Annotated in this window: 24 protein-coding genes and 1 tRNA gene; 13 read left to right on the forward strand and 12 right to left on the reverse strand. The window is 63.8% G+C overall.

The features are described 5' to 3' along the window. Positions 1–2 precede the first annotated feature (2 nt). Genes V3C85_RS10595 through V3C85_RS10610 form a run of 4 tightly spaced genes read right to left on the reverse strand, consistent with a single transcriptional unit; the run spans position 3 to position 4,099 of the window. Positions 3–1,307 (reverse strand): HlyC/CorC family transporter, encoded by a 1,305-nt coding sequence (locus tag V3C85_RS10595; RefSeq protein ID WP_331795048.1) that lies wholly within the window; start codon positions 1,305–1,307, stop codon positions 3–5. A 55-nt stretch (positions 1,308–1,362) separates the two neighbouring features. Continuing rightward, positions 1,363–2,322: a site-specific tyrosine recombinase XerD gene (locus V3C85_RS10600; RefSeq protein ID WP_331795049.1), complete on the reverse strand. Its 960-nt coding sequence runs from the start codon at positions 2,320–2,322 to the stop codon at positions 1,363–1,365. Further along, on the reverse strand, positions 2,319–3,893 hold the full coding sequence (locus V3C85_RS10605; RefSeq protein ID WP_331795050.1) for a hypothetical protein: 1,575 nt from the start codon (positions 3,891–3,893) through the stop codon (positions 2,319–2,321). The genes V3C85_RS10600 and V3C85_RS10605 overlap by 4 nt, the downstream gene beginning before the upstream one ends. A 2-nt stretch (positions 3,894–3,895) precedes the next feature. Beyond that, positions 3,896–4,099, reverse strand: a complete 204-nt coding sequence (locus tag V3C85_RS10610) for a hypothetical protein (protein ID WP_331795051.1) — start codon at positions 4,097–4,099, stop codon at positions 3,896–3,898. 143 nt (positions 4,100–4,242) lie between these two features. Here V3C85_RS10610 and V3C85_RS10615 point away from each other — a divergent pair, with 143 nt between their 5' ends. Continuing rightward, complete coding sequence (locus V3C85_RS10615) at positions 4,243–4,791, forward strand: shikimate kinase (protein WP_331795052.1); 549 nt, start codon at positions 4,243–4,245, stop codon at positions 4,789–4,791. Further along, complete coding sequence (gene aroB / locus V3C85_RS10620; RefSeq protein ID WP_331795053.1) at positions 4,788–5,903, forward strand: 3-dehydroquinate synthase; 1,116 nt, start codon at positions 4,788–4,790, stop codon at positions 5,901–5,903. The genes V3C85_RS10615 and aroB overlap by 4 nt, the downstream gene beginning before the upstream one ends. A 21-nt stretch (positions 5,904–5,924) precedes the next feature. Here aroB and V3C85_RS10625 read toward each other — a convergent pair whose 3' ends face one another. Both V3C85_RS10625 and V3C85_RS10630 read right to left on the reverse strand, forming a co-directional pair. Continuing rightward, positions 5,925–6,371: a hypothetical protein gene (locus V3C85_RS10625; RefSeq protein ID WP_331795054.1), complete on the reverse strand. Its 447-nt coding sequence runs from the start codon at positions 6,369–6,371 to the stop codon at positions 5,925–5,927. A gap of 164 nt (positions 6,372–6,535) precedes the next feature. Beyond that, positions 6,536–6,610, reverse strand: a tRNA-Gln gene (locus V3C85_RS10630). Between the two features lie 102 nt (positions 6,611–6,712). On the opposite strand from V3C85_RS10630, the gene V3C85_RS10635 reads away from it, so the two are divergent. Further along, positions 6,713–7,891 carry an NAD(P)/FAD-dependent oxidoreductase gene (locus V3C85_RS10635; protein WP_331795055.1) on the forward strand — a complete coding sequence of 393 codons (1,179 nt, stop codon included), beginning with the start codon at positions 6,713–6,715 and terminating at the stop codon, positions 7,889–7,891. A gap of 24 nt (positions 7,892–7,915) precedes the next feature. Here V3C85_RS10635 and V3C85_RS10640 read toward each other — a convergent pair whose 3' ends face one another. From V3C85_RS10640 to V3C85_RS10650, 3 genes are all read right to left on the reverse strand, one after another. After that, on the reverse strand, positions 7,916–9,604 hold the full coding sequence (locus V3C85_RS10640) for a capsule biosynthesis protein (protein ID WP_331795056.1): 1,689 nt from the start codon (positions 9,602–9,604) through the stop codon (positions 7,916–7,918). Continuing rightward, positions 9,588–10,247 carry an ABC transporter ATP-binding protein gene (locus tag V3C85_RS10645; protein WP_331795057.1) on the reverse strand — a complete coding sequence of 220 codons (660 nt, stop codon included), beginning with the start codon at positions 10,245–10,247 and terminating at the stop codon, positions 9,588–9,590. Before V3C85_RS10645 ends, V3C85_RS10640 begins: the two co-directional genes overlap by 17 nt. Positions 10,248–10,438: 191 nt before the next feature. Next, positions 10,439–11,650 (reverse strand): Na+/H+ antiporter NhaA, encoded by a 1,212-nt coding sequence (locus V3C85_RS10650; RefSeq protein WP_331795058.1) that lies wholly within the window; start codon positions 11,648–11,650, stop codon positions 10,439–10,441. Positions 11,651–11,794: 144 nt separating this feature from the next. Between V3C85_RS10650 and V3C85_RS10655 the strand changes: the two genes are divergently transcribed. From V3C85_RS10655 to V3C85_RS10670, 4 genes are all read left to right on the forward strand, one after another. Then, a complete protein-coding gene (locus V3C85_RS10655; protein WP_331795059.1) occupies positions 11,795–12,403 on the forward strand; it encodes a uracil-DNA glycosylase family protein in 609 nt (202 codons plus the stop codon). Positions 12,404–12,410: 7 nt separating this feature from the next. Continuing rightward, a complete protein-coding gene (locus V3C85_RS10660) occupies positions 12,411–13,193 on the forward strand; it encodes an SseB family protein (protein WP_331795283.1) in 783 nt (260 codons plus the stop codon). Positions 13,194–13,312: 119 nt separating this feature from the next. Then, complete coding sequence (locus V3C85_RS10665) at positions 13,313–15,148, forward strand: ABC-F family ATP-binding cassette domain-containing protein (protein ID WP_331795060.1); 1,836 nt, start codon at positions 13,313–13,315, stop codon at positions 15,146–15,148. 175 nt (positions 15,149–15,323) lie between these two features. Beyond that, positions 15,324–15,932: an outer membrane protein gene (locus V3C85_RS10670; RefSeq protein ID WP_331795061.1), complete on the forward strand. Its 609-nt coding sequence runs from the start codon at positions 15,324–15,326 to the stop codon at positions 15,930–15,932. A 36-nt stretch (positions 15,933–15,968) separates the two neighbouring features. Here the strand turns inward: V3C85_RS10670 and V3C85_RS10675 are convergent, their stop codons facing one another. Further along, positions 15,969–16,811, reverse strand: a complete 843-nt coding sequence (locus tag V3C85_RS10675) for a TPM domain-containing protein (protein WP_331795062.1) — start codon at positions 16,809–16,811, stop codon at positions 15,969–15,971. A gap of 3 nt (positions 16,812–16,814) precedes the next feature. After that, positions 16,815–18,194 (reverse strand): pyridoxal phosphate-dependent decarboxylase family protein, encoded by a 1,380-nt coding sequence (locus V3C85_RS10680; protein WP_331795063.1) that lies wholly within the window; start codon positions 18,192–18,194, stop codon positions 16,815–16,817. Positions 18,195–18,411: 217 nt separating this feature from the next. On the opposite strand from V3C85_RS10680, the gene cysS reads away from it, so the two are divergent. From cysS to V3C85_RS10700, 4 genes are all read left to right on the forward strand, one after another. Beyond that, the gene (cysS, locus tag V3C85_RS10685) at positions 18,412–19,806 is read left to right on the forward strand and encodes a cysteine--tRNA ligase (protein ID WP_331795064.1); all 1,395 of its coding nucleotides are present in this window, start codon (positions 18,412–18,414) and stop codon (positions 19,804–19,806) included. Between the two features lie 96 nt (positions 19,807–19,902). Further along, complete coding sequence (cimA, locus tag V3C85_RS10690; RefSeq protein WP_331795065.1) at positions 19,903–21,543, forward strand: citramalate synthase; 1,641 nt, start codon at positions 19,903–19,905, stop codon at positions 21,541–21,543. Beyond that, positions 21,540–22,244: a class I SAM-dependent methyltransferase gene (locus V3C85_RS10695; RefSeq protein WP_331795066.1), complete on the forward strand. Its 705-nt coding sequence runs from the start codon at positions 21,540–21,542 to the stop codon at positions 22,242–22,244. The genes cimA and V3C85_RS10695 overlap by 4 nt, the downstream gene beginning before the upstream one ends. Further along, positions 22,241–22,999 carry a phytoene/squalene synthase family protein gene (locus tag V3C85_RS10700; RefSeq protein WP_331795067.1) on the forward strand — a complete coding sequence of 253 codons (759 nt, stop codon included), beginning with the start codon at positions 22,241–22,243 and terminating at the stop codon, positions 22,997–22,999. The genes V3C85_RS10695 and V3C85_RS10700 overlap by 4 nt, the downstream gene beginning before the upstream one ends. Positions 23,000–23,005: 6 nt before the next feature. Here the strand turns inward: V3C85_RS10700 and V3C85_RS10705 are convergent, their stop codons facing one another. Beyond that, complete coding sequence (locus V3C85_RS10705) at positions 23,006–24,217, reverse strand: MFS transporter (RefSeq protein ID WP_331795068.1); 1,212 nt, start codon at positions 24,215–24,217, stop codon at positions 23,006–23,008. A 76-nt stretch (positions 24,218–24,293) separates the two neighbouring features. On the opposite strand from V3C85_RS10705, the gene V3C85_RS10710 reads away from it, so the two are divergent. Further along, a complete protein-coding gene (locus V3C85_RS10710) occupies positions 24,294–24,923 on the forward strand; it encodes a DNA-3-methyladenine glycosylase family protein (RefSeq protein ID WP_331795284.1) in 630 nt (209 codons plus the stop codon). Continuing rightward, on the forward strand, positions 24,920–25,582 hold the full coding sequence (locus tag V3C85_RS10715; RefSeq protein WP_331795285.1) for an alpha/beta hydrolase: 663 nt from the start codon (positions 24,920–24,922) through the stop codon (positions 25,580–25,582). Before V3C85_RS10710 ends, V3C85_RS10715 begins: the two co-directional genes overlap by 4 nt. The last annotated feature ends 38 nt before the right edge of the window (positions 25,583–25,620 follow it).

Genomic DNA, 25,620 nt, shown 5'->3' on the forward strand with positions numbered 1-25,620 from the left:
CCTTACAGCGGGCGCATCTTCAGCTTGGTCAGCCGGTTCTCGCGCCGTTGCACCACTTCGAACCGAAAGCCGTGAAAGCTGAATGCTTGCCCCTCGCTGGGGATCATCTGCGCTTCGTGGATGACAAGGCCCGCAATCGTATTCGCCTCATCATCGGGCAAGTTCCAGTCGGTCGCGCGGTTCAGGTCGCGGATCGTCATCTGGCCTTCAACCAGAAAATCGCCATTCTCGGCCCGTTTCAGCCCGCTTTCCTTTTGCACCACGTCGAATTCGTCGGTGATTTCGCCCACGATTTCTTCCAGAATGTCTTCCAGCGTGATCAGCCCCTGAAGCGAGCCATATTCATCGACCACCAGCGCAAAATGGGTGCGGCGCTTCAGGAATTCGCGCATCTGTTCGTCCAGCGTCGTGGTCTCGGGGATGAAATAGGGTTTCATCGCCACTTTCACGATGTCCAGATCCTTGATCGACTGGACCGACCCTTCCTGCCCGCGCACCAGCCGATCCACCTCGCGCAGCAGATCCTTGGCATGGACAACGCCAAGGATGTTTTCCTCATCATCGCGGAACAGCGGCAGGCGGGTATGCGGGCTGGCCAGAACCTTGGTGATGATGTCATCAGGCGACAGATCGGCATCCAGCATTTCAATATGGCGGCGGTGGCGCATGATCTCATCCACCGTGCGGTGCCCAAGGTCGAGGGCGCCCAGCAGGCGGTCGCGGTCTTCCTTTTCCACCGCGCCTTCATAATGGCCCAGGGCGATGGCACCGACGATTTCTTCGCGCAAGGCCAGCAGCTTTGCCTCGGGGTCGGCCTTGACGCCAAACACCCGCAACACCCCGCGCACCAAGGCGCGCACAACCATGACGATGGGCGAGAACACAAGGATCAGCACCCGGATTACGGGGGCCACTTTGGTTGCCACACTTTCGGGGAAGGTGATGGCGATGGTCTTTGGCAAGACCTCGCCAAAGATCAGAACCATCGCAGTCATGCCCAAAGTGGCCAAAGCCACGCCGGAATCACCGAAAACCCGCGTCAACAACGCGGTTGCCAGCGATGCCGACAGGATGTTGACCACATTGTTGCCCAAGAGGATGGCACCGATCATCCGCTCGCTGTCTTCGGTCACCACCATGGCGGCCTGTGCCCCCAGCGATCCCTTGTCGGCCTGCGACTTCAACTTGGCGCGGGATGCCGCGGTCAGCGCGGTTTCCGAGCCCGAGAAAAAGCCCGACAGCACCAAAAGGCACAAGATGCCTGCGGCTGTCAGCCAGAAAGCAGAATCGAGTGAAGAGGCGTCCATGAAAATCTGATCCGGTTTGGGGTGTGTCTGGTTATGGTCTGACGGGCGGGCAGGTTCAAGTCTTGCGGTCGGCTCGCCCCTTGGCCAGCGGATGATGCGTCAGCACCAGTTCCTTCAAATGGTCATCCAGCACATGGGTGTAAATCTCGGTGGTGGCCACATCGGCATGGCCCAAAAGCGTTTGAATCACCCGCAAATCGGCCCCGCCGGCCAGAAGATGGGTGGCAAAGGCGTGGCGCAAGGCATGGGGGGTGACACTGGCAGGCGACACCCCCGCCGCCACGGCCAAGGTTTTCAGCAGATGGTGGAATTGCTGGCGGGTCAGGTGGCCGTCGGCCCCCGACGACGGGAACAAGAACTTGGAGGCAGGCAACCCCTTGGCGCGGGCCTTGGCCTCGGCCCCGTCGCGCACCGCCAGCCACGCCAGCACGGCCTGCCGTGCCGGGCCAGACAGCGGCACCATCCGTTCCTTGCCACCTTTGCCGCGCACCAAAATCATGCGCGGATCGCCGCGAACGGCGGATACAGGCAGGGTGACCAATTCGGTCACCCGCATCCCCGTTGCGTAAAGCACTTCCATCAGCGCGGTGTTGCGCAGACGCTCATCCTCGCCCCGGCCCAGATCGCGCACGGCTGACAGCAGGCGGCCCACGTCGTCATGGCTTAGCGTCTTGGGCAGGCGTTGCACGGCGCCGGGGCCCTTGATGCGGATGGCGGGGTTATCGTCGCGCCAGCCTTCGTCATGGGCAAAGCGAAACAACTGCCGGATGGACGACAACCGCCGCGCCCGCGTGGCCTTGGACAGGCCGTTGGCATCGCAAGACACCAGATAGGCCTCTACCTCATCACGGCCCGCAGTGGCAAAATGGCCACCCCGATGGGCCAGCCATTCGGTAAAATCCTTCAGGTCGCGCCCATAGGCCAGCCGCGTGTTGCGCGCCGCATCCAGTTCGGCGGCCTGCGCCTCAAGAAAGGTGGAAATCCACTGCATCATGTCGCGCGGGGCGCTTGTCATCCCCGCCGCTCCAGCAATAGCAGTTGTAGCGCGGTGCGCCGGGCCACATCTTCCAGCCCGACATGGCGCAAAAAGGCCAGTCCCTCGGTCACCTGTGACGATTGCCCCTGCAAACCCTGAACGACCTGGCGAATGGCAATCAGGATGCCTTCGCCCAGGCGCCGCTGATCCAGCAATGCCTGAAAGCTGGGGGTGGTGGCCTTGGCAAGAAAGGCGGGTGCAATGGCCCGGCCCAGCGAGTCTTGCGCCACGGCGCCTGCCAGATTGCCGGTGGCCAGACCGATCAGAAACGCCTCGCGCGGGGTTTCGGGCTTGCGCGACAGGGCCACGCGTTCATAGCGCGGCGACAGCAGACCGATCTCAAAGGCAATGCGCCCCGCGTCCCCCGTCAACGGAAAGCGCGACAGATGGTCGGCGAACAACAGCGCAAAGGGCACTTCCAACTCGGCCACCGTCATGGCCTGCCAGGCCGCGGGCAGGTTCTTGGCAATGGCCCCCGGATCGCCCGCCGTCAGGGCCGTTTCAAAGCGTTGCAGCGCATCTACCCTGTCCCACACCCCGCCCGAGGCAGCGGGCAGGCGTTCGGTATAAAGCCCCAGCAACCGGTTGGGCGGGATCGCGCCCACACGGGCCAGCCGTTCGGCGGCCTCGATCTGGGCCTTCCATCCGGCGGTTTCGCGCAATTCGGCATGGGCAAAGGCCAGGGGCAGGGTGCCGGTGGACAGCGGCTCGCCAATCGCCTCGAACAACCGCCAGGTCAGCGGTGTGATGCGCGCGGGAACCGGGGGCACGGTTTCGCCTTCGTAAAGGTCTGGGTCCAGAAAACGTGACAGTAGCGCGTCTTCCTCGGCGCTGATCTGGCCCAAGGCCTGTGCGGTGCGCAAGGTCAGCGCGGCAGCATTCCAATCGCCCGAGCGGGCAAGGCAAAAGATGCGGGCCGGAAAGGTGGGCGCAAGATTGGGCATGGCGCGCATGCGCTCGCAGCCGCGATCTTCTTGGCCCGTCAACAGCGCGATGTCGAACGCACGGCGAAACACCGCCGCATCCGACGATCCGCTGGCATCAATCAGCGCCTGCGCCTGATCCAGCGCACCAATATCCAGCAACTTGTCGATGCGTGACAGCAAGAGTTGCCCCTTGCGCGCCGAATCTGCCGGGGGTGTCGCCTCGGCCAGCATCAGCATCATCACCAGCCCTTGCAGCGCGGGCAGCGGTTCGGGGCGTTCGGCCGCGATTTCGGCGATGATCTCGGCTTCCAGCCCCATGCCCCACAGATCGCGCGGCAGGCCGGTCACGCTGGATGAAAACAGGCCCGTCGCATCAACCGATGGCGCATCCAGCGCACTGGTGCTGACATCTTCGGGCAGGGCCCCACCCGAACTGACCGGCGCCTCGGGGGCCTTGCGCGCCTCGGGCTTGGCCGCCGGGCCAGAGACAACGGTGCCGCCCGGCGTGGTCACCGATTGCGACAGCCAGTCGATGGCCGACAACGGCTCCTCTGACGCGGCCACGCCGGCAGGGGCGCAGGCCATTGCCAACGCCAGCAAGGTTGCGCGTGCGTCAGCCCCCATGGTCAATCTGCATTCAGCGTCACGGGAACCGTGATCTGTTCTTGCTGCGGGGAAAGGTCAGCCAGATAGGCATAGCCTGTCAGCCCTATGCCCCCAAGCACCACCAGCACGAACACCAATTTGAAAAGTCGCCCCAGCACTGTTTTCTGCCCTTCTTTGATCGTTTCCGCCGTGTTCCGGTGTTTTTCCCGGTTTTCTCTGGCCAAACCCTGCCGATCCTGGGCCTGCTTTGGCAGAAATTTGCACGATTATATATGGCAATCACATCAAGTTCACGCCATGACATGAAAAAAGCATGTGATGCGGGCAAGTCCTTGCGCATGCGCGGATCAGACCAAGGGGGAGGCGGATGGCGCGGCTGAAGAAGACCGTCGCAATGGTTGGCATGATGGGGGCCGGAAAAACGGCTGTGGGCAGCGCCGTGGCGCGGGCTTTGAATGTGCCTTTCGTTGATTCTGACGAAGAGATTGTCAAAGCGGCCAGCGCCACCATTGCCGAGATCTTTGAACGCGACGGCGAGCCGTTCTTTCGCGCCCGCGAAACCGAGGTTCTGGGGCGGCTGCTGCGCGGCACGCCGTGCATTTTGTCCACTGGGGGCGGGGCCTATCTGGCCCAGACCAACCGTGAGTTGATTTCTGAATCAGGGGTGGCGGTCTGGCTTCGGGCCGATCTTGATCTGCTGTGGCAGCGCGTGCGGCACAAAACCACCCGCCCGTTGCTGCGCACCGATAACCCGCGCGAAACCCTGCGCAAAATCTATGAGGCGCGGGTGCCGCTTTATGGTCTGGCCGATCTGGTGGTTGATTCCGGCCCCGAATTGTCGGTTGAGGCGATGGCCGAACGGGTCATCGAGGCCTTGCGCCAAAGGCCGGACGTTCTGGAAGGAGAGACGAAATGACAATTGATGTGGTTCCGGTTTCGCTGGGCACGCGGTCGTATCAGGTGCGCATCGGGCCGGGGCTGCTGGCGCAGGCAGGGGCCGAGGTTGCGCCGCTGTTGCGCCGCAAGAAGGTTGCGATTGTCACCGATGAAACCGTGGCCCCGTTGCATCTTGAAACGCTGATGGCCGCGTTTGCCGCCCAAGGCATCACGGCCACGGCACTGGCTTTGCCCGCGGGCGAGGCCACCAAAAGCTGGCCGCATCTGGCGCGCGCCACCGAATGGCTGTTGGAACAGAATGTCGAGCGCCGCGATGTGGTGGTGGCGCTTGGGGGTGGGGTGATTGGTGATCTGATCGGCTTTGCCTCGGCCATTTTGCGGCGCGGGGTGCGCTTTGTGCAGATCCCCACCACGCTGTTGGCGCAGGTTGACAGTTCGGTGGGCGGCAAGACCGGCATCAACACGGCGCAGGGCAAGAACCTTGTGGGCAGTTTTCATCAACCCAGCCTTGTGTTGGCCGATACATCGGTGCTGGAAAGCCTGCCTGCCCGCGATTTTCTGGCCGGCTATGGCGAGGTGGTGAAATACGGCCTGTTGGGCGATTCTGCCTTTTTCGACTGGCTGGAACAGAATGGCCCGTCATTGCGTGCCGACCCGGCCCTGCGCCAGCGCGCCGTCTTGCGGTCGGTGCAGATGAAGGCCGACATCGTCGAGCGTGACGAAACGGAAGAGGGCGACCGCGCCCTGTTGAACCTTGGCCACACCTTTTGCCACGCGCTGGAAAAGGCCACAGGCTATTCTGATCGCTTGCTGCATGGCGAAGGCGTGGCCATCGGCTGTGCGCTGGCCTTTGAGCTTAGCCAGCGCCTTGGCCTTTGCGCGCAAGAAGCCCCCAGCCGAGTGCGCGCGCATCTGCGCGCCATGGGCACCAAGGTTGATCTGGCCGATATTCCGGGCGATCTGCCCTCGGCCGAGGCGCTTTTGGCGCTTATGGGGCAGGACAAGAAGGTGGTCGATGGCCGCTTGCGGTTTATCCTTGCGCGCGGGATCGGTCAGGCCTTTGTCACCGATGCGGTTCCGCCCGAAACGGTGATCGGCGTGCTGCAAGACGCTTTGGCCCAAAGGCGCTGATCCCCGGATCAGCGCGCTGTGTCAGAACAACAGCTTGAACGTGTTGCCCCGGCTGTCGGTGGCGCTGCCCGTGCCGCTGGTGGTGCCGCTGCCCATGGCAAAGCGCCCCTGCACGATGGTGCCATCGCGGCACACGGCATAGATCTCGCCGCTGTTCACCCCGCCCACGGTTTCGCTTGACCGGGTCAGCTTGCCCCCCAGATCGCGGATAGACAGGTTCAGCCCGCGTTCTTGCGATTGCACGCGCGGCACAACCGAAGACCAGGTGCCCTTGCAGCGTGTCTTGTCGGGCAGGCGAAAGCGCAGTTCCCCCGAGGTGCCGGTCACATTGGTGGCCGCAACGGCAATTGCAGGGGGGGGCGACGTTTCGGCCAAAGGCCCCGAGGTCGGATAAAGCTGCATCCGCGTATCCGGCCCGCAAGCCGCCAGCCCGATCAACGCCATGCCTGCAAAAAGCTGAACCTTCATCTTTCCTGCCTCGCCCTTTCGGAATGCCCTTGGGGCTGTCACTTGGCCCATGTCTGGCCCCGCCCCTTTGCCGCTGCAAATACGATTGAATTTCACGCATCGCAAGATACGGCGGTGTGATCCCTGATCACATCGGCGCAAGACGGCAGAACGGTTGGAAAGTTTGGCTGGGGTGCTAGGATTCGAACCTAGGTATGGCGGTACCAAAAACCGCTGCCTTACCACTTGGCGACACCCCAACCGTGCGGCGGTGTTTAGCGAAGGGCGTTTTGGGGTGCAAGGGGGGAGATGCGAAAAAATGCAACTCTTGGCGAAACTTGCTGGCCGCGATATGGGGCGGCATGGAAAAGCATGATGTAATTGTTCTTGGGGCAGGGGCTGCGGGCCTGTTCTGCGCCATCGAGGCGGCACGACGGGGCCGGCGGGTGCTGGTGATCGACCACGCCAAGGCCCCGGGCGAAAAGATTCGAATCTCGGGCGGGGGGCGGTGCAACTTTACCAATCTGGGAATCGCCCCTGACCGATTCCTGTCGCAAAATCCGCGCTTTGCGCTGTCGGCGCTGAAACGCTACACCCAATGGGATTTTATCGACCGGATGCGCCACTGGGGCATTGCTTGGCATGAAAAGGCACTGGGGCAGTTGTTTTGCGATGGCCCTGCCACGCAGGTGGTCGAGTCGTTGCGGCGCGATCTGGCGCAGGCGGGGGGCCAGTTGTGGCTGGAAACGGGCTTGGGCGATTTGCGGGCGCAGGGCGCGGGCTTTGTGCAAGACACCACGCGTGGCCCGGTTCATGCGGCCTCGGTCGTCGTCGCGACAGGCGGCAAATCCATCCCCAAGATGGGCGCCACCGGCCATGGCTATAAACTGGCCGAGTCCTTTGGCCTGCCACTGGTGGAAACCCGCCCTGCTTTGGTGCCGCTGACCTTTGCCACGCAAGAACTGGCGTGGATGACGCCCTTGGCGGGCATGGCGGTCGAAGGCCGCGTGCGCCATGGCCGCACCGGTTTTGATGAGGCCATGCTGTTCACCCATCGCGGGCTGTCGGGCCCGGCGATCTTGCAGATTTCAAGCTATTGGCGCGAAGGCGATGCGATTGCACTGGATCTGTCGCAGGGCCGCGATCTGGCCGGGGCCTTGCGGGCCGGGCGCGCAGACCAGCCCAAAGCCGCCTTGCGCACCGTTCTGGCCGGTCTGGTTCCCGAACGTCTGGCCCGCCATATCGAGGCTGCCCAAGGTGTCACGCAGCCGATGGGGGCGCTGTCGAATGCGGTGCTGGATACCGTCGCAGCCCAACTTGCCGATTGGCGGCTGACGCCTGTCGGGTCAGAGGGGTATCGCACCGCCGAAGTCACGCTGGGCGGTGTCTCGACCGAGGCGCTTGACGCGCGCAGCCTGCAAGCCAAATCGGTGCCGGGGCTGTATTTCATCGGCGAAGTGGTCGATGTGACGGGCTGGCTGGGGGGCTATAACTTCCAATGGGCGTGGTCGTCGGGCTGGGCGGCGGGGCAGGTCGTCTGACCGTGGCCCCCCCCCCCGCACCCGTCAGGCGCTGACCTGTTCGCGCAAGATTGCGGCGGTCATCGAGATCATCAGATAGATGCCCGCAAAGATCAGCAGCGCCACCATCGTGTTTTCAAAGGCCCGTGGATAGGCTGCCTCATCCGGGGGAATCGGCGAAACCGAGATCGACAGATAGCGCACCTGACGGTTGGCCTCGGTGCGCGAGGTTTCCATCGCCTGCAACGATTGCGCCAGCAACAACTGGCGGGTTTGCACATCGGCCTGCGCCACCAGCAGTTCTGACTGCACCTGGGCCAGCGATTGCCCGCCATCCTGCCCTTCGGTCAGACGCGACCGAAGTGTGGCAATCTCGGTTTCCAGCGTGGCGATGCGCCGTTTCAGCGGATCCATCCGGGCCTGATTGGGCTGGGCGTTCGATTCCATCTGCGCAAGGCTTAGACGGTCCTGGCTAAGCTGGGTTTCCAACTGCCCGATCTGCGACGTGATCAGGCTGACCTCAACCTCTGAGGACAGAACCTTGAACTGCTCTTGCAACTCGACCACGCGGCGCTGCGCGGCCAGCATCGCGGCCTCGGCCATTTCATAAGATTCGCGCGCGCCCTTCATCTGATCTTCGCGCAGGCGTTGGGTCAGATGATCGACCTGTTCCTCGGCATAGCTGATCAGGGCCTCCGAGAAGGCCGCCGAAAGCTGCGGGTCGGCGGCTCTGACCTCCATCTTGATGATGCCTTCGGTCGGGTCATAGGCGATGCGCACATTGCGGGTGTAGACCTTATAGGCTGCCTCCAGCGTGGCGGCCGGGTCCAGCCGTTGGATCGGATCAACCGTGTCGGCCGAAAAATGCGCCCGGAACCCCATGTCCTTATCCAGCCGCAACATGGCATCGCGGCTTTGCAGATAGCCCTGCACGGCAATCGAGTCCTGCGATGTGGCAAATTGCGTCCCGCTTAGCAGACCGCCAAGGCCCCCCGCACCCGCCCCGGCGGGCGAGGCTTGCTGGATCACGAATTCTGTCTTGGTCGCATAAAGCGGTGTGGCGACCACATAATAATACCACCCCGCCAGCAGGCCGGGCAGGAACACAAAGAAAAACAGCCGCGCCATCAGCAGCGCCGAGCGCCGACGCCGGCGGCGGCCAATATCGCGCTGGATCTGCATCAGATCGCTTAGCGGGTTCACATCCCCCCGCGTTTCGGTGGAGGGAACCTTGGCCGGCTTGACGGTTTGCGGCAGCTTTGGGTCGCGCGGCGTGGCCACCGTCAATTCGCGAGAGCCGGGCGGCTCATCGCCGCCACCTTCGTTCAGCAATTCGCCCTCGGCGGTGATCAGTTCCATGATCGACGATTTCTGGAACGGGTCCAGCCCGCGCGCGCGCAGCAGTCGCACCGCATCGAAATCTGACGTGGCGGGCAACCCATGCTTTTGCGCCATCCGCCGCGCCATCCGAAGCTGGCGGCCCGTCAGGCCCTCGCGCCTGATCTGATCCAATTCGCCCGCGGCCGGATCAGCGGCTTTGTCGGCCATCTGCGTGCTGTTGGCGGCGGCGGCGGTGGGATAGGGCGTCGCGCCCAGGCCATCGTCTTGCTGCAAAGCGGCGGCGGGCGCGCGCAGGCTTGCCGCGGCGCTGCGCGGGCGCGCAGGGGCCGTGGGGGCTGCCGCCTCGGCAGACTCGTCCCGGCGCAGATTGTAGCGTTTAACTTTGAGCTTCATAGTCATACAGACGCTTGGCCTCTTGCAGGGACTCGAACATGTGAAGCTTGCCGTTGCGCAAAACGGCCGCTTGACGGCAAAACTTTTCAAGGGTTTGGGCTTGGTGGCTGACAATGACGATGGTGGCTTTTTGCAACCGATCGCGCAGGATCGCCCCCGCCTTGCGGTTGAATTCCACATCGGTGGTCGAGGGCATGCCCTCATCGACCAGATAGATGTCGAATTCGATGGCCAGCATCAGGGCCAGGGAAAACCGCGCACGCATCCCCTGGCTATAGGTGCCAAGCGGCATGTCGAAATATTCCTCGATCCCGCACAGCCACCGGCAAAAGCCTTCGACATAATCCGGGTCCAACCCATACAGTCGCGCGATATAGCGCGCGTTTTCGGTGGCTGTGTGTTTGTTGACCACCCCGCCCATGAACCCCAAGGGAAACGAGATGCGCGACGTGCGCGTGACCCGGCCTTCGTCTGGTTTTTCCAAACCTGCCATCATGTTGATGATCGTGGTCTTGCCGGTGCCATTGGGGGCCAGAATCCCCAGCGAGCGCCCTTCCTCCACGCGGAAAGAGGCCTGATCAAGGATCACCTTGCGCTGTGTGCCCGTCCAGAATGATTTGGAGACATTCTCGAACTCGATCACCTGCCGCCCCTTTTCTGGGCCCACAGCCCCGCCAACGCCATATGCGCCAACGGCCTGCATGGCCCTGTCTTTCCTGCCGCCTTGCCAGAACTGCCCGCAAGGCACTGCCTTTGCTTTGGTCTATATCGGCTTTCGGGCATGATTATGTCCAAAAGCGTGAACAATTTACAGTGGGGGGCTTGCGCTTTTCGTCACGCCTTTTGGCGCAGCCGTGCGATCAGGATGACCAAAAGCCCCATGGCCATCGACAGCGCGCAGCCGGCACGGGCCGCCTCGGCCATGCCGCCACCGGGCAAGGCGGTGTCCAGCGCCAGAACCGGAACTGTAAAGCCGATGCCGGAAATCAGCGCCACCAGCACCAGATCGCGAAACCGCACGCCCGCAGGCATGGCATATCCCCAAATTCCCACCACCGCCGCCGCAATCAGTAACCCCAAGGGCTTGCCCAGCCACATCGCCCCCAGCACCGTGACTGTCGTCGGCGCCAGGGCCAGCAGGTCGATCCCGCCGCGGGTCAGGCCAAACAGGAACAAGACCACGGCAATCGGCTTGACCAGCAGATGGGCCAATCTGTTCAACGGGTCATGCAGGAATTCTTCGGCCTCGGCAAACAGGCCAAAGGCGCGATCCGCATGGGGAATGACCGGAATCAGCGGCAACAACCCCAAAGCGCCGGGCAAACCGGCCAGCACAACCCCCAGCCAAGACACGGCCCCCGCCAACATATAGGGCCACAGCTGAAAGGCCCGGCGATGGTCACGTTCTGTCAGCTCGGCACGGGCATGGCGGGCAAAGCCCCACCAGACCGCCGCCACAGCCAGCGCTGTCAGCCCCAGCCACAAAATCCGCAAATCGGCCGCAGGATCAACCAGACCCAGCGCCACCAGCCCGGCGATGTCGTTGCCGATGGTCAGCAACAACAGCAGATGCAGCGCTGGATGCCCCGGCCCGAACACCCGCCGCCCGATCAGATAGCCCAGAACCACATCCGACCCGATGGGCACAGCCCAGCCAACACCCGGTGTCGCCTCGAGCGCGGTTTCGACCAAGGCACCAATAACCAGCCACGCGACAACGGCACCAATCCAGCCCCCGATCATGGCGGCAAGCGGCAGCACCGCCCGCTTGCCAGACAGTGCCCCGCGTTCAAGGATCAGCGCCTCCCACAGTTCCTTGCCGACAAAGAACAAGAACAGCGCCATCAACCCGTCTGCAACCAGCGACAGCGGCGTGACGACAAAGGGCGTGCTTGACAACCAGCCGGGTAGGGACAGGCTTAGCAACCGCCATTCGATGGCATCGTAATAGCTGCCAGCGGCCAGATTGACCCAAAGCGTTGCCAGACCAATTCCTGACAGCAGGGCAAAGGCGAAATGGCGGACAAAAGGAGAGACACGATACATAATGCTGGTCCGAAGTCTTTGGTCAGCCCCATTGCTTGACCCTTGGTCTATCGTTTCAGGCCCGGCGAAGCAATGCAGCGCGCAAGATTGCCCCGGCCTGTTGCGCACAGGCCGGGGGATGGTCGCATGGCGAAAGGGGGCGCGATGACACCACAGCCGCCCTTGGCCGACCGCATCCGCGCCTGCCAGATCTGTGCCGGGCGTTTTGCCGCCACAGCCACGGGCCATACGCCGCGGCCCGTTGTCTGGTTTGGCCACACAGCGCGTCTGCTGATCGCAGGTCAGGCACCCGGCGCCCGCGTTCATGCCTCGGGCCGCCCCTTTACCGATCCGTCGGGCGATCGTTTGCGCGACTGGCTGGGGCTGGACGAGACCAGCTTTTATGACCGCAGCCGCGTGGCGATTGTGCCGATGGCCTTCTGCTTTCCCGGCTATGATGCCAAGGGCAGCGATCTGCCACCCCCTGCCATCTGTGCGCGCACATGGCGGGCATCGGTGATGGCTGATCTGCCGCGGATCAGGCTGACGCTGGCCGTGGGCGGGGCCGCGATCCGCTGGCATCTGGGGCCGGGCACGGTGACACAGATGGTGCAAGGCTGGCGGCAGGCCCATGCCCGACGGGGCGTCTTTCCCTTGCCTCATCCGTCATGGCGCAATACGGGTTGGCTGAAGAAAAACCCGTGGTTTGCCCAAGACCTGCTGCCCGACTTGCGGGCGGCGGTGCGCCACGCGCTGGAGGTGCCCGATGGCTGATACCGTGATGACCCTGCTGGATGCCGCCCATGCGGCGGTTTCTGCCGACCCCGAGAATGAAACCGCGCGTCTGCGGTTCTATGAGCGGCTGGCCGATGGTGAATTGTTCCTGCTGCTTGAAAAAGAGGCCGAGGGCGAGACGCTGGACCCGCGCCTGTTCGACCTCGACAGCGGAAAATTCGTTCTGGTCTTTGACCGTGAAGACCGGTTGGCGGAATTTTCAGGTGGCGTGGCCCCCTATGCGGCGTTGCCGGGCCGGGTGATTGCCGGGCTGCTCAAGGGGCAGGGGATCGGGCTGGGCGTGAACCTTGGCGTGGCCCCGTCCGAAATGCTGCTGCCCGCCGAGGCGATGGATTGGCTGGCCGATGCGCTGGACCATGGGCCCGAGGAAGCCGAGGGCCTGCCCGACCAGTTTCACCCGCCCAAGGGCCTGCCCGATGCATTGGTGACGGGGCTGGATGCCAAACTGGCGCGGGCTGGTGGCCTTGCCCGCGCGGCGCTTTTGGCCGCTGTAACCTGGCGCGACGGGCGGCGGGGGCATCTGCTGGCCTTTATTGATGCCGCCGAAGGGGCGCAAACCGCCTTGGCCCGCGCCGCAGCCGAGGCCCTGGTGTTTTCGGGTGTCGAGGCTGGCGAGATCGATGTGGTCTTTCTGCGCGCGGCTGATCCGGCGGCGGTGGCAATGGCGCGGGTGGCCTTGCGCTTTGATCTGCCCGACCTGACGCCCGAGGCCCCGACCGCGCCCTTGCCCCCCGGGATGGACCCGTCACGCCCCCCCAAGCTGACCTGATCCCTGAACAAAAGCGGGGGCCACGCACCCTGGCCCACCCCGCGATATTTTTGAGCCGATGAAATCTGCCGCATGCGCGCCTGCTTGACCTTGCGCGCGCAGCCGCATAGCTGACAGCCATGGCACGCGCACCCCTTTTACAGCTTTCCGACATCTCGCTGACCTTTGGCGGCAATCCGGTTTTTGACGGTCTTTCGCTGGTTGTCCAGCCGGGCGACCGGGTGGCCCTGGTGGGCCGCAACGGCTCGGGCAAATCGACCTTGATGAAGGTGATGGCCGGCTTGGTCGAACCCGATCGGGGCGGGCGTGTGGTGACGCCCGGCACCGCCGTCGGCTATATGGAGCAAGACCCCGATCTTTCGGCCTTCGCCACCTTGGGCGATTACGCGGCCAGTGGCTTGCCCGAGGGCGAATCCTATCGGGTGGCCGTGGTGGCCGAAGGGTTGAAGTTCAACCCCGAAACCCCGGTCGCCACCGCCTCGGGCGGAGAGCGGCGGCGGGCGGCCCTGGCAAAACTGCTGGCCGAAGCGCCCGAATTGATGTTGCTGGACGAGCCGACCAACCATCTGGACATTCAGGCGATCGAATGGCTGGAGCGGGAACTGACCCAGACGCGCACGGCCTTTGTGTTGATCAGCCACGACCGCGCCTTTTTACGCGCCCTGACCAAAGCCACGCTGTGGATCGACCGCAGCGAGGTGCGCCGCCGCGAATCGGGGTTTGACGGGTTTGAAGAGTGGCGTGAACAGATCTGGGCCGAAGAGGATGAGGCCCGGCACAAGCTGGACCGCAAGATCAAGGCCGAGGCGAAATGGGCGGTCGAAGGCATCTCGGCCCGGCGCAAGCGCAACATGGGCCGGGTGCGCGCCTTGCAGGCCCTGCGGGCCGAGCGCGCCTCGCAGATCCGGCGTCAGGGCACCGCTGCGCTGGAGTTGGAGGCCAATACCACCAGCGGCAAGAAGGTGATCGAGGCGGTTGGTGTCTCGAAACGCTTTGGCGACAAGCCGATTGTCACCGACTTTTCGCTGCGGGTGCTGCGCGGTGACCGGGTGGCCTTTGTTGGCCCCAATGGTGTGGGCAAGACCACTGTGCTGAAAATGCTGCTGGGCACAGTAGAACCCGATGCGGGCAGCGTGACCTTGGGCACCAATCTGGATGTGGCGGTCTTTGACCAAAGCCGCGCCCAACTGGACCCAGAGGCCAGCCTATGGGAAAACCTGACGGGCGATCCGTTGATGCGCGTCTCGGGCGCGTCAGATCAGGTGATGGTGCGCGGCACGCCCAAACATGTGGTGGCTTATCTCAAGGACTTTCTCTTTGACGAACGGCAGGCGCGTGCGCCCGTCAAATCGCTGTCAGGGGGGGAAAAGGCGCGGCTCTTGTTGGCCAAGCTGATGGCCAAGCCGTCCAACCTGTTGGTGCTGGATGAACCGACCAACGATCTGGATGTGGAAACGCTGGATCTGTTGCAAGACATCCTGTCGGATTTTGACGGCACTGTCCTGCTGGTCAGCCACGACCGCGATTTTATTGACCGTCTGGCCACGGCCACCATCGCGATGGAAGGCGATGGCCGGGCCACGGTCTATCCGGGCGGTTGGTCAGATTACGCCGCACAACGCCCCGAAGCTGTGGCCGAGGCCGCCAAGACCGCGTCAAAGGCCGAAAAGCCCGCAGAACGGCTGGCAGAACGGCCCGCAGAAAAAGCACCCGAGCCACCCAAGGCCGAGCGCAAGGGGCTGAGCTTTACCGAAAGAAAGCGGCTGGATGATCTGCCCGCCGTCATGGCACGGCTTGAGGCCGAAATCGCCAAGCTGACCGAATTTCTGTCTGCGCCAGATCTTTTTGCCAAAGAGCCTGCCAAATTCAACAAGGCGACCGAGGCCCTGACCGAGCGTCAGTCTGCCTTGGCGGCGGCCGAGGAAGAGTGGCTGGAATTGGCCGAGCGCGGTTAGACCCGCTTTTTCGGCAAGAAACTGCACCAAAGCCCGCCCGCACCGGCGGGCTTTGGCTTTCGGCAAAAAGCCCCCGTCAAGTCGCCGTGAGCGGCCCTTGTTGTTCCCCGTTGCCGCGCGCAATTGATCTCAGACGGCGGATGAAGTTTCGCCGCCATGTAACAGGAGACATGAGATGAAACGCAATATCGCAGCAGTGATGACGCTGGCTTCGGGCCTTGTGGCCGCACAAGGGGCCTGGGCCGGTGGCCCGATCGAAGTTGCCCCCGAACCGATGGTCGAGGCCGCACCGGTGCCCATGGTCGCACCCAGCGGGGAATGGACCGGCGGCTATGTGGGGGCGCAGCTTGGCTATGGCGATCTTGGGTCGGCGGGCACGGCCTTTGATGGGGATGGTGCCATCGGCGGTGTGCATGCCGGATACCGCTTTGACTATGGCCAGATCGTTGCCGGGGCCGAAGTCAGCTATGACAGCGCCAATATTGATCTGGGCACCGCGGGTGACAGCCTTGATGACGTGGCCAAGCTGAACGTGACCTTGGGCTATGATCTGGGCAATACGCTGGTGTATGGGGCCGCCGGTCTGGCGCGCGCTTCGGCCACCGTGGGCGGGGTCGATGTCAGCGATAATGGCTATTATCTGGGCCTTGGCGCTGAATATGCGCTGACCGATCAGTGGAGCGTTGGTGGCGAATTGGGCAACCATCACTTCAGCAATTTTGGCGGCACCGGCAGCGACATTGACGCAACCACGGCGCAAGCCAAGATCAACTTCCGCTTCTAAGCGTCTGATAAGAAAGGGTAGGGGGCGCTTTTCCCCCTACCACTTACCGCTGGCGCCGCCGCCCGACGACGACCCCCCGCCAAAGCCCGAGGAAGACCCGCTGGACTGACGGCTGGGGATGATGAACGGCTTGGTGCGCTCATGGCCGCAGGCGCTGCATCGAATGTGAAACACTCCGCGGCCAGAGGCGTCGTCCGTGGGCTCTTCCAATGTCTCACGCGTGCGCCGCAGACGGCGCTGGCCGCAATTTGGGCAGGCGCGCAACCGGATGACCAGATTGCCAAGCGGCGAGCGCATGACCAAGGCGACCATCCCCGCCCCGAACAGGGCCAACAGGCCAAGGCCGAACCAGTCTGTCGGCTCTCCCTCATCCTCCGGGGCCGCCTGACCCGCGGCAAAGGGCCGTGCGATCAAATCATAGGTCGCCGCAACGCCCGCTTCGATGCCCTCGGCATAGCGGTCTTGACTGAACTCGGGCAGCATATAGCGGTCAATAACCCGCTGGGCCGCATTGTCCCAAATCACCGGATAGCCCGACCCCAGCGCAATCCGCATTTCGCGATCTGTCACCGCAACCAGGATCAGGATGCCATCATTGCGTGAGGAATCGCCAATAGCCCATTGATTAAAAAGACGTTTTGCATATTCTGAAATCGGCTCTCCGACGCCCCCGTTGTCGGCCATCTTGTCCATGGTCACCACAACCACATGCACACCGGTTTCGTCGCGCCCCGATTGCAGCAGCTGGGCCACGCGGGCCTGTGCCTCTGGGGGCAGCAGATCGGCAAAATCGTTGATCCGGTCTGACACCGGGGCGGGCAAGCCCTGCGCCAAGGCGGCAAAGGGCAGGAACAGCAGCAAGGCAAGGGCGCGCAGCATGTGTTACACCATCAGCTCGGAAATCACCTGTGGCGCCAGCATGACATCGTCACGCGTGCAGTCAAACTGCCCGACCTGCATGCGAATGACCAACCGCCCCTTGTGGCGGGTTTGCGTCAGATAGATGCGGCCATCGTCGTTGATCTTGCCCAGCAGGCTTTCGGTTTGCGCATCGGTGCTGCACGCAAAGGTAAAGAGTGACAGCGAAGGCTTTGTAATTATTGATATTCCGTCGATCTTGGCAATGGCATCGCAGGCCTCTTGCGCCCAGGCCACATGGTTGCGAATGCGGCTCCGCAGTCCCTCCAGCCCATAGGCGCGCAAGGTGAACCACAGTTTCAACGCGCGAAAGCGGCGGCCCAGCGGCACCGTCCATTCGTTGAAATTGACGATATCCTCTTTGCCCGCCGTTTCCAGATAACTGGGGCGCAGGCCCAGGGTCTTGACCTGCGGCGTGGGGTCGCGAAGGAACTGCACCGCACAGTCAAATTGCGCCCCCAGCCATTTGTGCGGGTTGAAAACGATGCTGTCAGCCGCTTCAACACCCGCCCATAACTCGCGGAATTCCGGGCATATCATCGCACTGCCGGCCCAGGCGGCATCGACATGAACGGGCAGGCCCGCGGCATGGGCGATGGCGATGCAGTCACGCATCCGATCAAAGGCGCCAACGCTGGTGCCCCCGGCGCACAGCACAACGCCAATGGGCAGAAAACCAGCCGCACGGTCGGCGGCGATGGCCCCGGCCAAGGCACCCGGTTTCATCGACAGGGTGCTGTCGGTGGGCACTTTCACCAGATTGTCCTGACCAATGCCCGCCAGACGCGCGGCTTTGTCGACGCTGGAATGGGTTTCGGCGCTGCAATACAGCCGCAAGCGCGGCGCGCCTGACAGCCCTTGGGTCAGCCCGCGCCAGTTCAGCGCAGCCTCGCGCATCGTCAGCACCGCAGACAGTGTGGCCGTGGTGGCGCTGTCATGGATGGTGCCCGTGAATTCATCAGGCAGGCCAAGCGCTTGCGTCAGCCACTTGATCATCACCTGCTCGACCTCGGTCAGGGCCGGGCTGGTTTGCCAGATCATGCCTTGGGCGGCGATCGCATTGGCCAGTTGTTCGGCCAACATGCTGGCGGGCGCGGCATTGGCCGGGAAATAGGCGAAAAAGCGCGGGTGCTGCCAATGGGTGATACCGGGCAGGATCGCCTCGAAATCGGCAAAGATCTGTTCCATGCCTTCGGCCTGTTCCGGGGGCGCCTGTGGCAGTTGCGCCGCGATCTTGCCGGGGATCAAGGGCGCGCGAACCGGGCGGTCGCGCAGGCCCGCGTGGTAGCCATGCGCCCAGTCCGCCGCACGTTTCGACCAGTCGCGCAGATCATCGTGGTTCATGTGCTTGCCCTTTTCCACCCCGTTTCCTGTCATAAAGGACTTGGCGACAGGGGCAAGCGCGCGTAAGAACAGCGCATGACAAGGCTGCACATCATCGGCATCTGCTGCATTACCCGCTGACCACTGGTCGCGCGGGGGCTTGTCAACATTCCCAAAGTCACAGGAAGTTGGCTCGGACCCGCGCGGGGCGAGGCGCGTGCCGCGAAGGAATGGAACTATGGTGACGATCCGTCTGACGAATTCAAAGACCCGCACGAAGGAAGATTTCGTGCCGATCGATCCGGCCAATGTGCGGATGTATGTCTGCGGCCCCACCGTTTATGACCGCGCCCATCTGGGCAATGCCCGCCCGGTGCTGGTGTTTGATACGCTGTATCGGCTGCTGCGCCATGTCTATGGCGCGGATCACGTCACCTATGTGCGCAACTTTACCGATGTGGATGACAAGATCAACGCCGAGGCGCAGCGCCGCAAGGCTGCGGGCCGCCCGGAAAGCCTAGAGGCGCTGATCCGCGAGCGGACCGAGGAAACCATCGCCTGGTATCACGCCGATATGGACGCCCTTGGTGCGCTGCGCCCCGATCACGAACCGCGCGCCACCGAATATATCGGCGCGATGATTGCGATGATCGAAGGGCTGATCGCCAAGGGCCATGCCTATGCCGCCAATGGCCATGTGCTGTTTCGGGTGCGGTCTTACAAAGGCTATGGCGCGCTGTCGGGCCGGTCGGTCGATGACATGATCGCAGGCGCACGGGTAGAGGTCGCGCCGTTCAAGGAAGATCCGATGGATTTCGTGCTGTGGAAGCCCTCGGATGCCGATCTGCCGGGCTGGGACAGCCCCTGGGGCCGGGGCCGGCCCGGCTGGCATATCGAATGCAGCGCCATGAGCCATGAGTTGCTGGGCGACAGCTTTGACATCCACGGCGGCGGGCTGGATCTGCAATTTCCGCACCATGAGAATGAGATCGCGCAGAGCGCCTGCGCCCATGAGCATGGCACCTTCGCGCGCTATTGGATGCACAACGAGATGTTGCAGGTCGAGGGCAAGAAGATGTCCAAATCCTTGGGCAATTTCTTTACCGTGCGCGATCTTTTGGATCAGGGCTATCCGGGCGAGGTGATCCGGTTTGTGATGCTGTCTACGCATTACCGCAGCCCGATGGACTGGACGGCCGAGAAGGCGCGACAGGCCGAGGCGACGCTGCGCAAGTGGCGGGCGGCGAGTTCTGGGGCTGTGGCTGCGACAGAACCGTTGCCTGCCGTGGTCGAGGCCCTTGCCGATGATCTGAACACCGCAGCGGCCATTGCCGCCCTGCATGCGGCAGCTGCAAGCGGCGACTGGGTCGCGCTGAAAGGCTCGGCCGCGCTGTTGGGGCTGATGGCGGATGATCAGGGCGACTGGGCGGTGCTGTCGGTCGATCTGTCCCCCTATGCGGAAAAATTCGCAACCCTCCGCGCCGCGGCCATGGTGTCAAAGGATTTTTCGCAGGTTGATGCGCTGAAATCCGCCCTGATTGCCGCCGGGGTCGAGGTGCGGATGTCGAAGGCCGGGGTGGACCTGGTGCCGGGGCCGGGCTTTGATGCGGCCAAACTGGAGGGGCTGTTGTGAGCCTGACCTTGGCCCCAAAGAAGGGGGGCTGTCTGCCCCCCGTCGCCTGCGGCGACGCCCCCCGAGAGTATTTTTCCCAAGATGAAGGGGCCAGCCATGCGTGAGCGGCTGTATCTTTACGACACCACACTGCGCGACGGGCAGCAGACCCAAGGGGTGCAGTTTTCCGTGGCCGAGAAGATCCAGATTGCGCGCGCGCTGGATGATCTGGGGGTAGATCACATCGAGGGCGGCTGGCCGGGGGCGAACCCGACCGACAGTGATTTCTTTGCGGCCCGGCCCCAAACCCGCGCCACCTTTACCGCCTTTGGCATGACCAAGCGGGTGGGGCGGTCGGCCTCGAATGATGATGTGCTGTCGGCGGTGCTGGATGCGGGCACGCCGGCGGTTTGTCTGGTGGGCAAGACGCATGAGTTTCATGTGACGACCGCGCTTGGCTGCTCGCTGGAGGAAAACCGGGCGGCGATTGCCGAGTCGGTGGCCCATGTCGTGGCCAAGGGGCGCGAGGCGCTGTTTGATGCCGAGCATTTCTTTGACGGCTATCGGGCCAATCCAGCCTATGCGCTGGCCTGTCTGCGCGCGGCGCTAGAGGCGGGGGCGCGGTGGATTGTGCTGTGCGACACCAATGGCGGCACCTTGCCGGCCGAGGTGGGGCGCGTGGTGGCCGAGGTGATTGCGGCCGGGGTGCCGGGGGATCGGCTGGGCATTCATTGCCATGACGATACCGGCACGGCGGTGGCCTGTTCGCTGGCGGCCGTGGATGCCGGGGTGCGCCAGATTCAGGGCACGCTGAACGGGTTGGGGGAACGCTGTGGCAATGCCAATCTGGTGTCGTTGATCCCGACGCTGTTGTTGAAAGCCCCCTACAAGGACCGGTTTGAGATCGGGGTCGATGCCGAGGGGCTGACCGGTTTGCTGCGGGTCAGCCGTATGCTTGATGACATCCTGAACCGGGTGCCGCTGCGCTCGGCGGCCTATGTCGGGGCATCGGCCTTTGCGCATAAGGCCGGGTTGCATGCCAGTGCGATTTTGAAAGACCCCACCACCTATGAGCATATTGCCCCCGAAACCGTGGGCAATGCGCGGATCATTCCGATGTCCAACCAGGCCGGGCAGTCGAACCTGCGGGCCCGTCTGGCGCAGGCGGGGATCGAGGTGGATCCGAAGGACAGCCGGTTGGCCCGCATTCTGGATGAGATCAAGGCGCGCGAGGATCAGGGCTATGCCTATGACGGCGCCCAGGCCAGTTTCGAATTGCTGGCCCGGCGCGAATTAGGCCTGTGCCCCAGTTTCTTTGAGGTCAAGCGCTATCGGGTGACGGTCGAGCGGCGCAAGAACCGCTATGACCGGATGATCAGCCTGTCCGAGGCGGTGGTGGTGGTCAAGATCGGCGACCGCAAGATGATGTCGGTGTCAGACAGCATGGATGAGTTGGGCAGCGACCGTGGCCCGGTCAATGCCCTGTCCAAGGCGCTTGGCAAGGATCTGGGGCCGTATCAGGCGGTGATCGACGATATGCGGCTGGTCGATTTCAAGGTGCGCATCACCCAAGGCGGCACCGAGGCGGTGACCCGTGTCATCATCGACAGCGAGGATGGGCAGGGGCGGCGCTGGTCAACTGTGGGGGTCAGCCCGAATATAGTGGATGCCAGCTTTGAGGCGCTGCTGGATGCGATCCAATGGAAGCTGATCCGCGATATGGGCCAGCCGGTGCCCTTGGCCGGGGCTGCAGAATGAGTGCTGCCTTTTTCGAGCTGCATCAAGGCCTGCCGCGAGAGGCGCCGGGCGATACCGAGAGCCTGTCCTGGGCGCTGGATCTTGCGGGAACCCCGGCGCGCGCGCGTATTCTGGATGCGGGCTGTGGGCCGGGGGCTGATCTGGCGGTGGTGTCTGATCTGCGTCCGGCGGCCGATCTGGTGGGCATTGACCTGCATCCGCCGTTTATCGAGCGCATCAGGGCCGACCTGCCGCAGGTTCAGGCGATTGTGGGTGATATGCTGGAACCAGAGGGCAGCTTTGATCTGATCTGGTCGGCGGGGGCGGCTTATGGGCCGGGGGTGATGGCGGCGCTGTCGGCCTGGCGGCCCTGTTTGCGCCCGGGCGGGGCGATTGCCTTTTCCGATTGCCTTTGGCGCACGGCACGGCCTGCTGCTGCGGCCAAGGCCTTCTGGTCACGCGATTATCCGGCCATGTGCGATCTGCCGGGCCATTTGGCGCGGCTGGATGCGGCGGGGTGGCGCGTCAAGGGGGCGCGCTGGCTGGGTGCGGCGGCGTGGCAGGCCTATTACGGGCCGTTGTCGGAAAAGCTGGCGCAATTGCGCCCCGGTGCCGATGCAGATTTGACCGCCGTTCTGGATGACACGCAGGCCGAGATTGATCTGTGGCGGGCGCATGGCGGCGATTACGGCTATTATCTGACAGTGGTGACCCCGGCATGAGTGTTGAAGCCTGCGCAAAACTGGTGGAACGCGGCGATCCTGACCGCTTTTTGGCCGTCATGGCCGCCCCCGTGGCGGCGCGCGCGCAACTGCTGCCGCTTTATGCGTTCAACCTTGAGGTCGCGCGGGCACCTTGGGTGACCAAAGAGCCGATGATTGCCGAGATGCGGTTGCAATGGTGGCGCGATGTCGTGGCCGAGGCCAGCCCCCGCGCGCATGAGGTTGTCTCGCCCTTTCATGCGGTGATTCAGGCGGCAGACCTGCCACTAGAGGTGATCGACCGCCTGATCGAGGCGCGGCGGTGGGATATCTACAAAGAACCCTTCGCCGATGAAGCCGCCTTTGACGCCTATATCGAGGATACGGGCGCCGGTCTGATGTGGTTGGCCGCGCGGGCCACTGGGGCAGGGCCAGAGGCCGAGGCGGCGGTACGCGGCTTTGGCTGGGCCGCGGCTTTGGCCAATTACCTGCGCGCAGTGCCGGAACTTGCGGCGCGGGGGCGTATTCCGCTGATCGACGGACGGCCAGCAGCGGTGCAGCATCTGGCCAGCCGTGGCCTGATCCGCCTGCAAGCGGCCCGCCGGGCCGGATGGCCCAAAGCGGCACGCCCGGCTGTGCTGGCCGGGTGGCAGGCCGAGGCTCTTTTGCGGCTTGCCGCGATGGACCCGATGGCCGTGGCCGAGGGGCGGCTGCATCTGCCGGAATTCACGCGGCGCGGCAAGTTGTTGTGGCGGGCGCTGACCGGGATGGCCTAGGCCGCCTCAGGCGCGGGTTTCGCGCGGCTGCATCCACAGCCAGATCAGCGCGCCCCCTGCCAGCACAAGGAAGGGCAGCATGGCCAGATTGACCAATTGCCAGCCCGCCTGCACCGACCCGCCCGAGCAGTTCATCAGCCCGCCCGACGAAAAGCTGGCCATGGTCACACCACCAAAGACGATCAGATCGTTCAGGCCCTGAAGCCGTCCACGCTCTTCCGGGCGCTGTGCGGCGGTCAGCATGGTGGTTGCGCCGATAAAGCCGAAATTCCAGCCCACACCCAGCAAGATCAGGGCGATGAAAAAGTTTTCCAGATCGACCCCGGCCATGGCGACGGCCCCTGACCCGGCCAGAATGACAAGGCCCAGGGCGATCACCTTTTCAACGCCGATCCGCGCGATGATATGGCCGGTGATAAAGCTGGGCGCATACATGGCCAGCACGTGGGCTGTCACCACATCGGCCGCATCGCCAGTTTCAAAGCCGCAGCCCACCACCGCCAGCGGAGACGAGGTCATCACAAGGTTCATCAGCGCGTAAGAGACCGTGGCGCAGATCATCGCCACGGCAATCACCGGGGTGCGCAGCAACTCGGCCCGGCTGCGGCCCACCGGATCGCCCGCCACTTTGGCTCGCGGCTTGGGGATCGACAGGCCCGCGAACAGGAACATCCCCACCAGATTCAGCGCGATGACAGCCAGATAGGTGCCCAGAAAGGGCACGACAAAGCTTTGCGCCGTGGCCTTGACCAGTTGGGGCCCCAGCACCGCTGACAACAGCCCCCCCGCCATCACCCAGGAAATCGCCTTGGGCCGAAACGTCTCTGACGCGGTATCGGCCGCGGCAAAGCGGTAAAAGCCCTGCGCACTCATGTAGATGCCAGTGAAAAAGGCACCCAGGACGAACACCCAGAAATTCTGGATATACAGCCCATAGGCGCCGATACTGGCCCCCAATGCCCCGCCCAAGGCGCCGGCCACAAATCCGGCCCGCCGCCCGTATTTCTGCATAAAGGCCGAAATCGGGGTGGCCGTCAGCATCGAGCCGATGACCGTAAAGCTGATCGGCAGGGTCGCCCAGCAGGCATTGGGCGCCAAAGACTGCCCGGCAAGACCGGCAATGGTAAAGATCATCGGCATCTGTGCGCCCAAGATCGCTTGGGCGGCGACAAGGACGAAGACATTGCGGCGGGCGGTGGCATCTGTATCAAGGGTCATGGGCAAATCGGTAGGGCTTTGGCCCGGAACTGGCAAGCCGCAACTTATGCCACGCGGCGAATATGAGCAGGCGGATATGGTCGGGCGCATCATCGAGACAGAGGCGGATGTGGCAGAGGGGGCGGCGTGGCTGGCTGCGCATCACCCGCCCTTTGCCCGATCTTTGGCCCTGACCGGCCCTTTGCCGCTGCGCCGCAGTGCCGATGGCTTTGAAACGCTGCTGTCGGCCATGGTCAGCCAGCAGGTGTCGGTTGCCTCGGCCAATGCGATCTGGGGCCGGATGCAGGCCGCAGGTCTGACCCACCGCGCCACAGTGGCCACGGCCCCGGACGAGGCCTTGCGCGCCGTTGGCCTTAGCCGCCAAAAGATCCGCTATGCGCAGGCACTGGCGCAATCCCGCGTTGATTTCGCTGCCCTGCGCGCCATGCCCGAAGCCGAGGCCGTGGCGCATCTGGTGGCGGTGCCGGGCATCGGGCGCTGGACAGCCGAGATCTATCTGATGTTCGCCCTTGGCCGAGCCGATGTCTTTGCGCCCGGCGATCTGGCGCTGCAAGAGGCGGCCAGACTTCTTTACGATCTGCCGGAACGGCCCAGTGAAAGGGCCCTGCGCGCCATGGCACAGGACTGGGCGCCGTGGCGGGCAGTTGCGGCGCGCGCGCTCTGGGCCTACTACCGGGTGGCAAAGGAACGGGAAGGAATACGCTGATGCGGGAATTGACGTCAGAACGCCGTGGGGCGGAAAAAGGGGCGGCGCGGTCCGTCGTGGTCTTTGTGCATGGATATGGCGCCGATGGGGCCGATCTTTTGGGGCTGGCCGATCCGCTGGCGCCGCACCTGCCCGACACGGCCTTTTATTCCCCCAATGCACCCGAACCCTGCGCGGGCAATCCTTTCGGGCGGCAATGGTTCCCGATTCCGTGGCTGGATGGGTCCAGCGAAGAGGCCGCTCGGCAAGGGCTGCTGCGCGCGGCCGAGGATCTGAACGGGTTTCTGGATGGCATCTTGCAGGCCGAAGGCCTTGGCCCCGAGGCCTTGGCGCTGGTTGGGTTTTCGCAAGGTGCGATGATCAGCCTGCATGTCGCCCCGCGTCGGGCGGCGCCGGTGGCCGGGGTGGTGGCGATCTCGGGGCGGCTGTTGCAACCTGACGCCTTGGCCACCGAGGCGCAGGTCAAGCCGCCGGTCTTGCTGATCCATGGCGATCAGGATGATGTCGTGCCGTTTCAGGATATGGCTTTGGCCGGCAATGCGCTGGTGGCGGCAGGCTTTGAAACCTTTGGCCATGTGATGCAGGGCACAGGGCACGGGATCGCCCCAGATGGCCTGGGCGTGGCCCTGCAATTTCTGGCAGAACGGCTGCCCAAATAAGGCGCAGCGCCGGGGGCGGATTGCCCACGGGCAGGCCG

Origin of the sequence: Pseudotabrizicola sp. L79 (genome assembly GCF_036553525.1) — a bacterium.
Classification (GTDB): Bacteria; Pseudomonadota; Alphaproteobacteria; order Rhodobacterales; family Rhodobacteraceae; genus Pseudotabrizicola.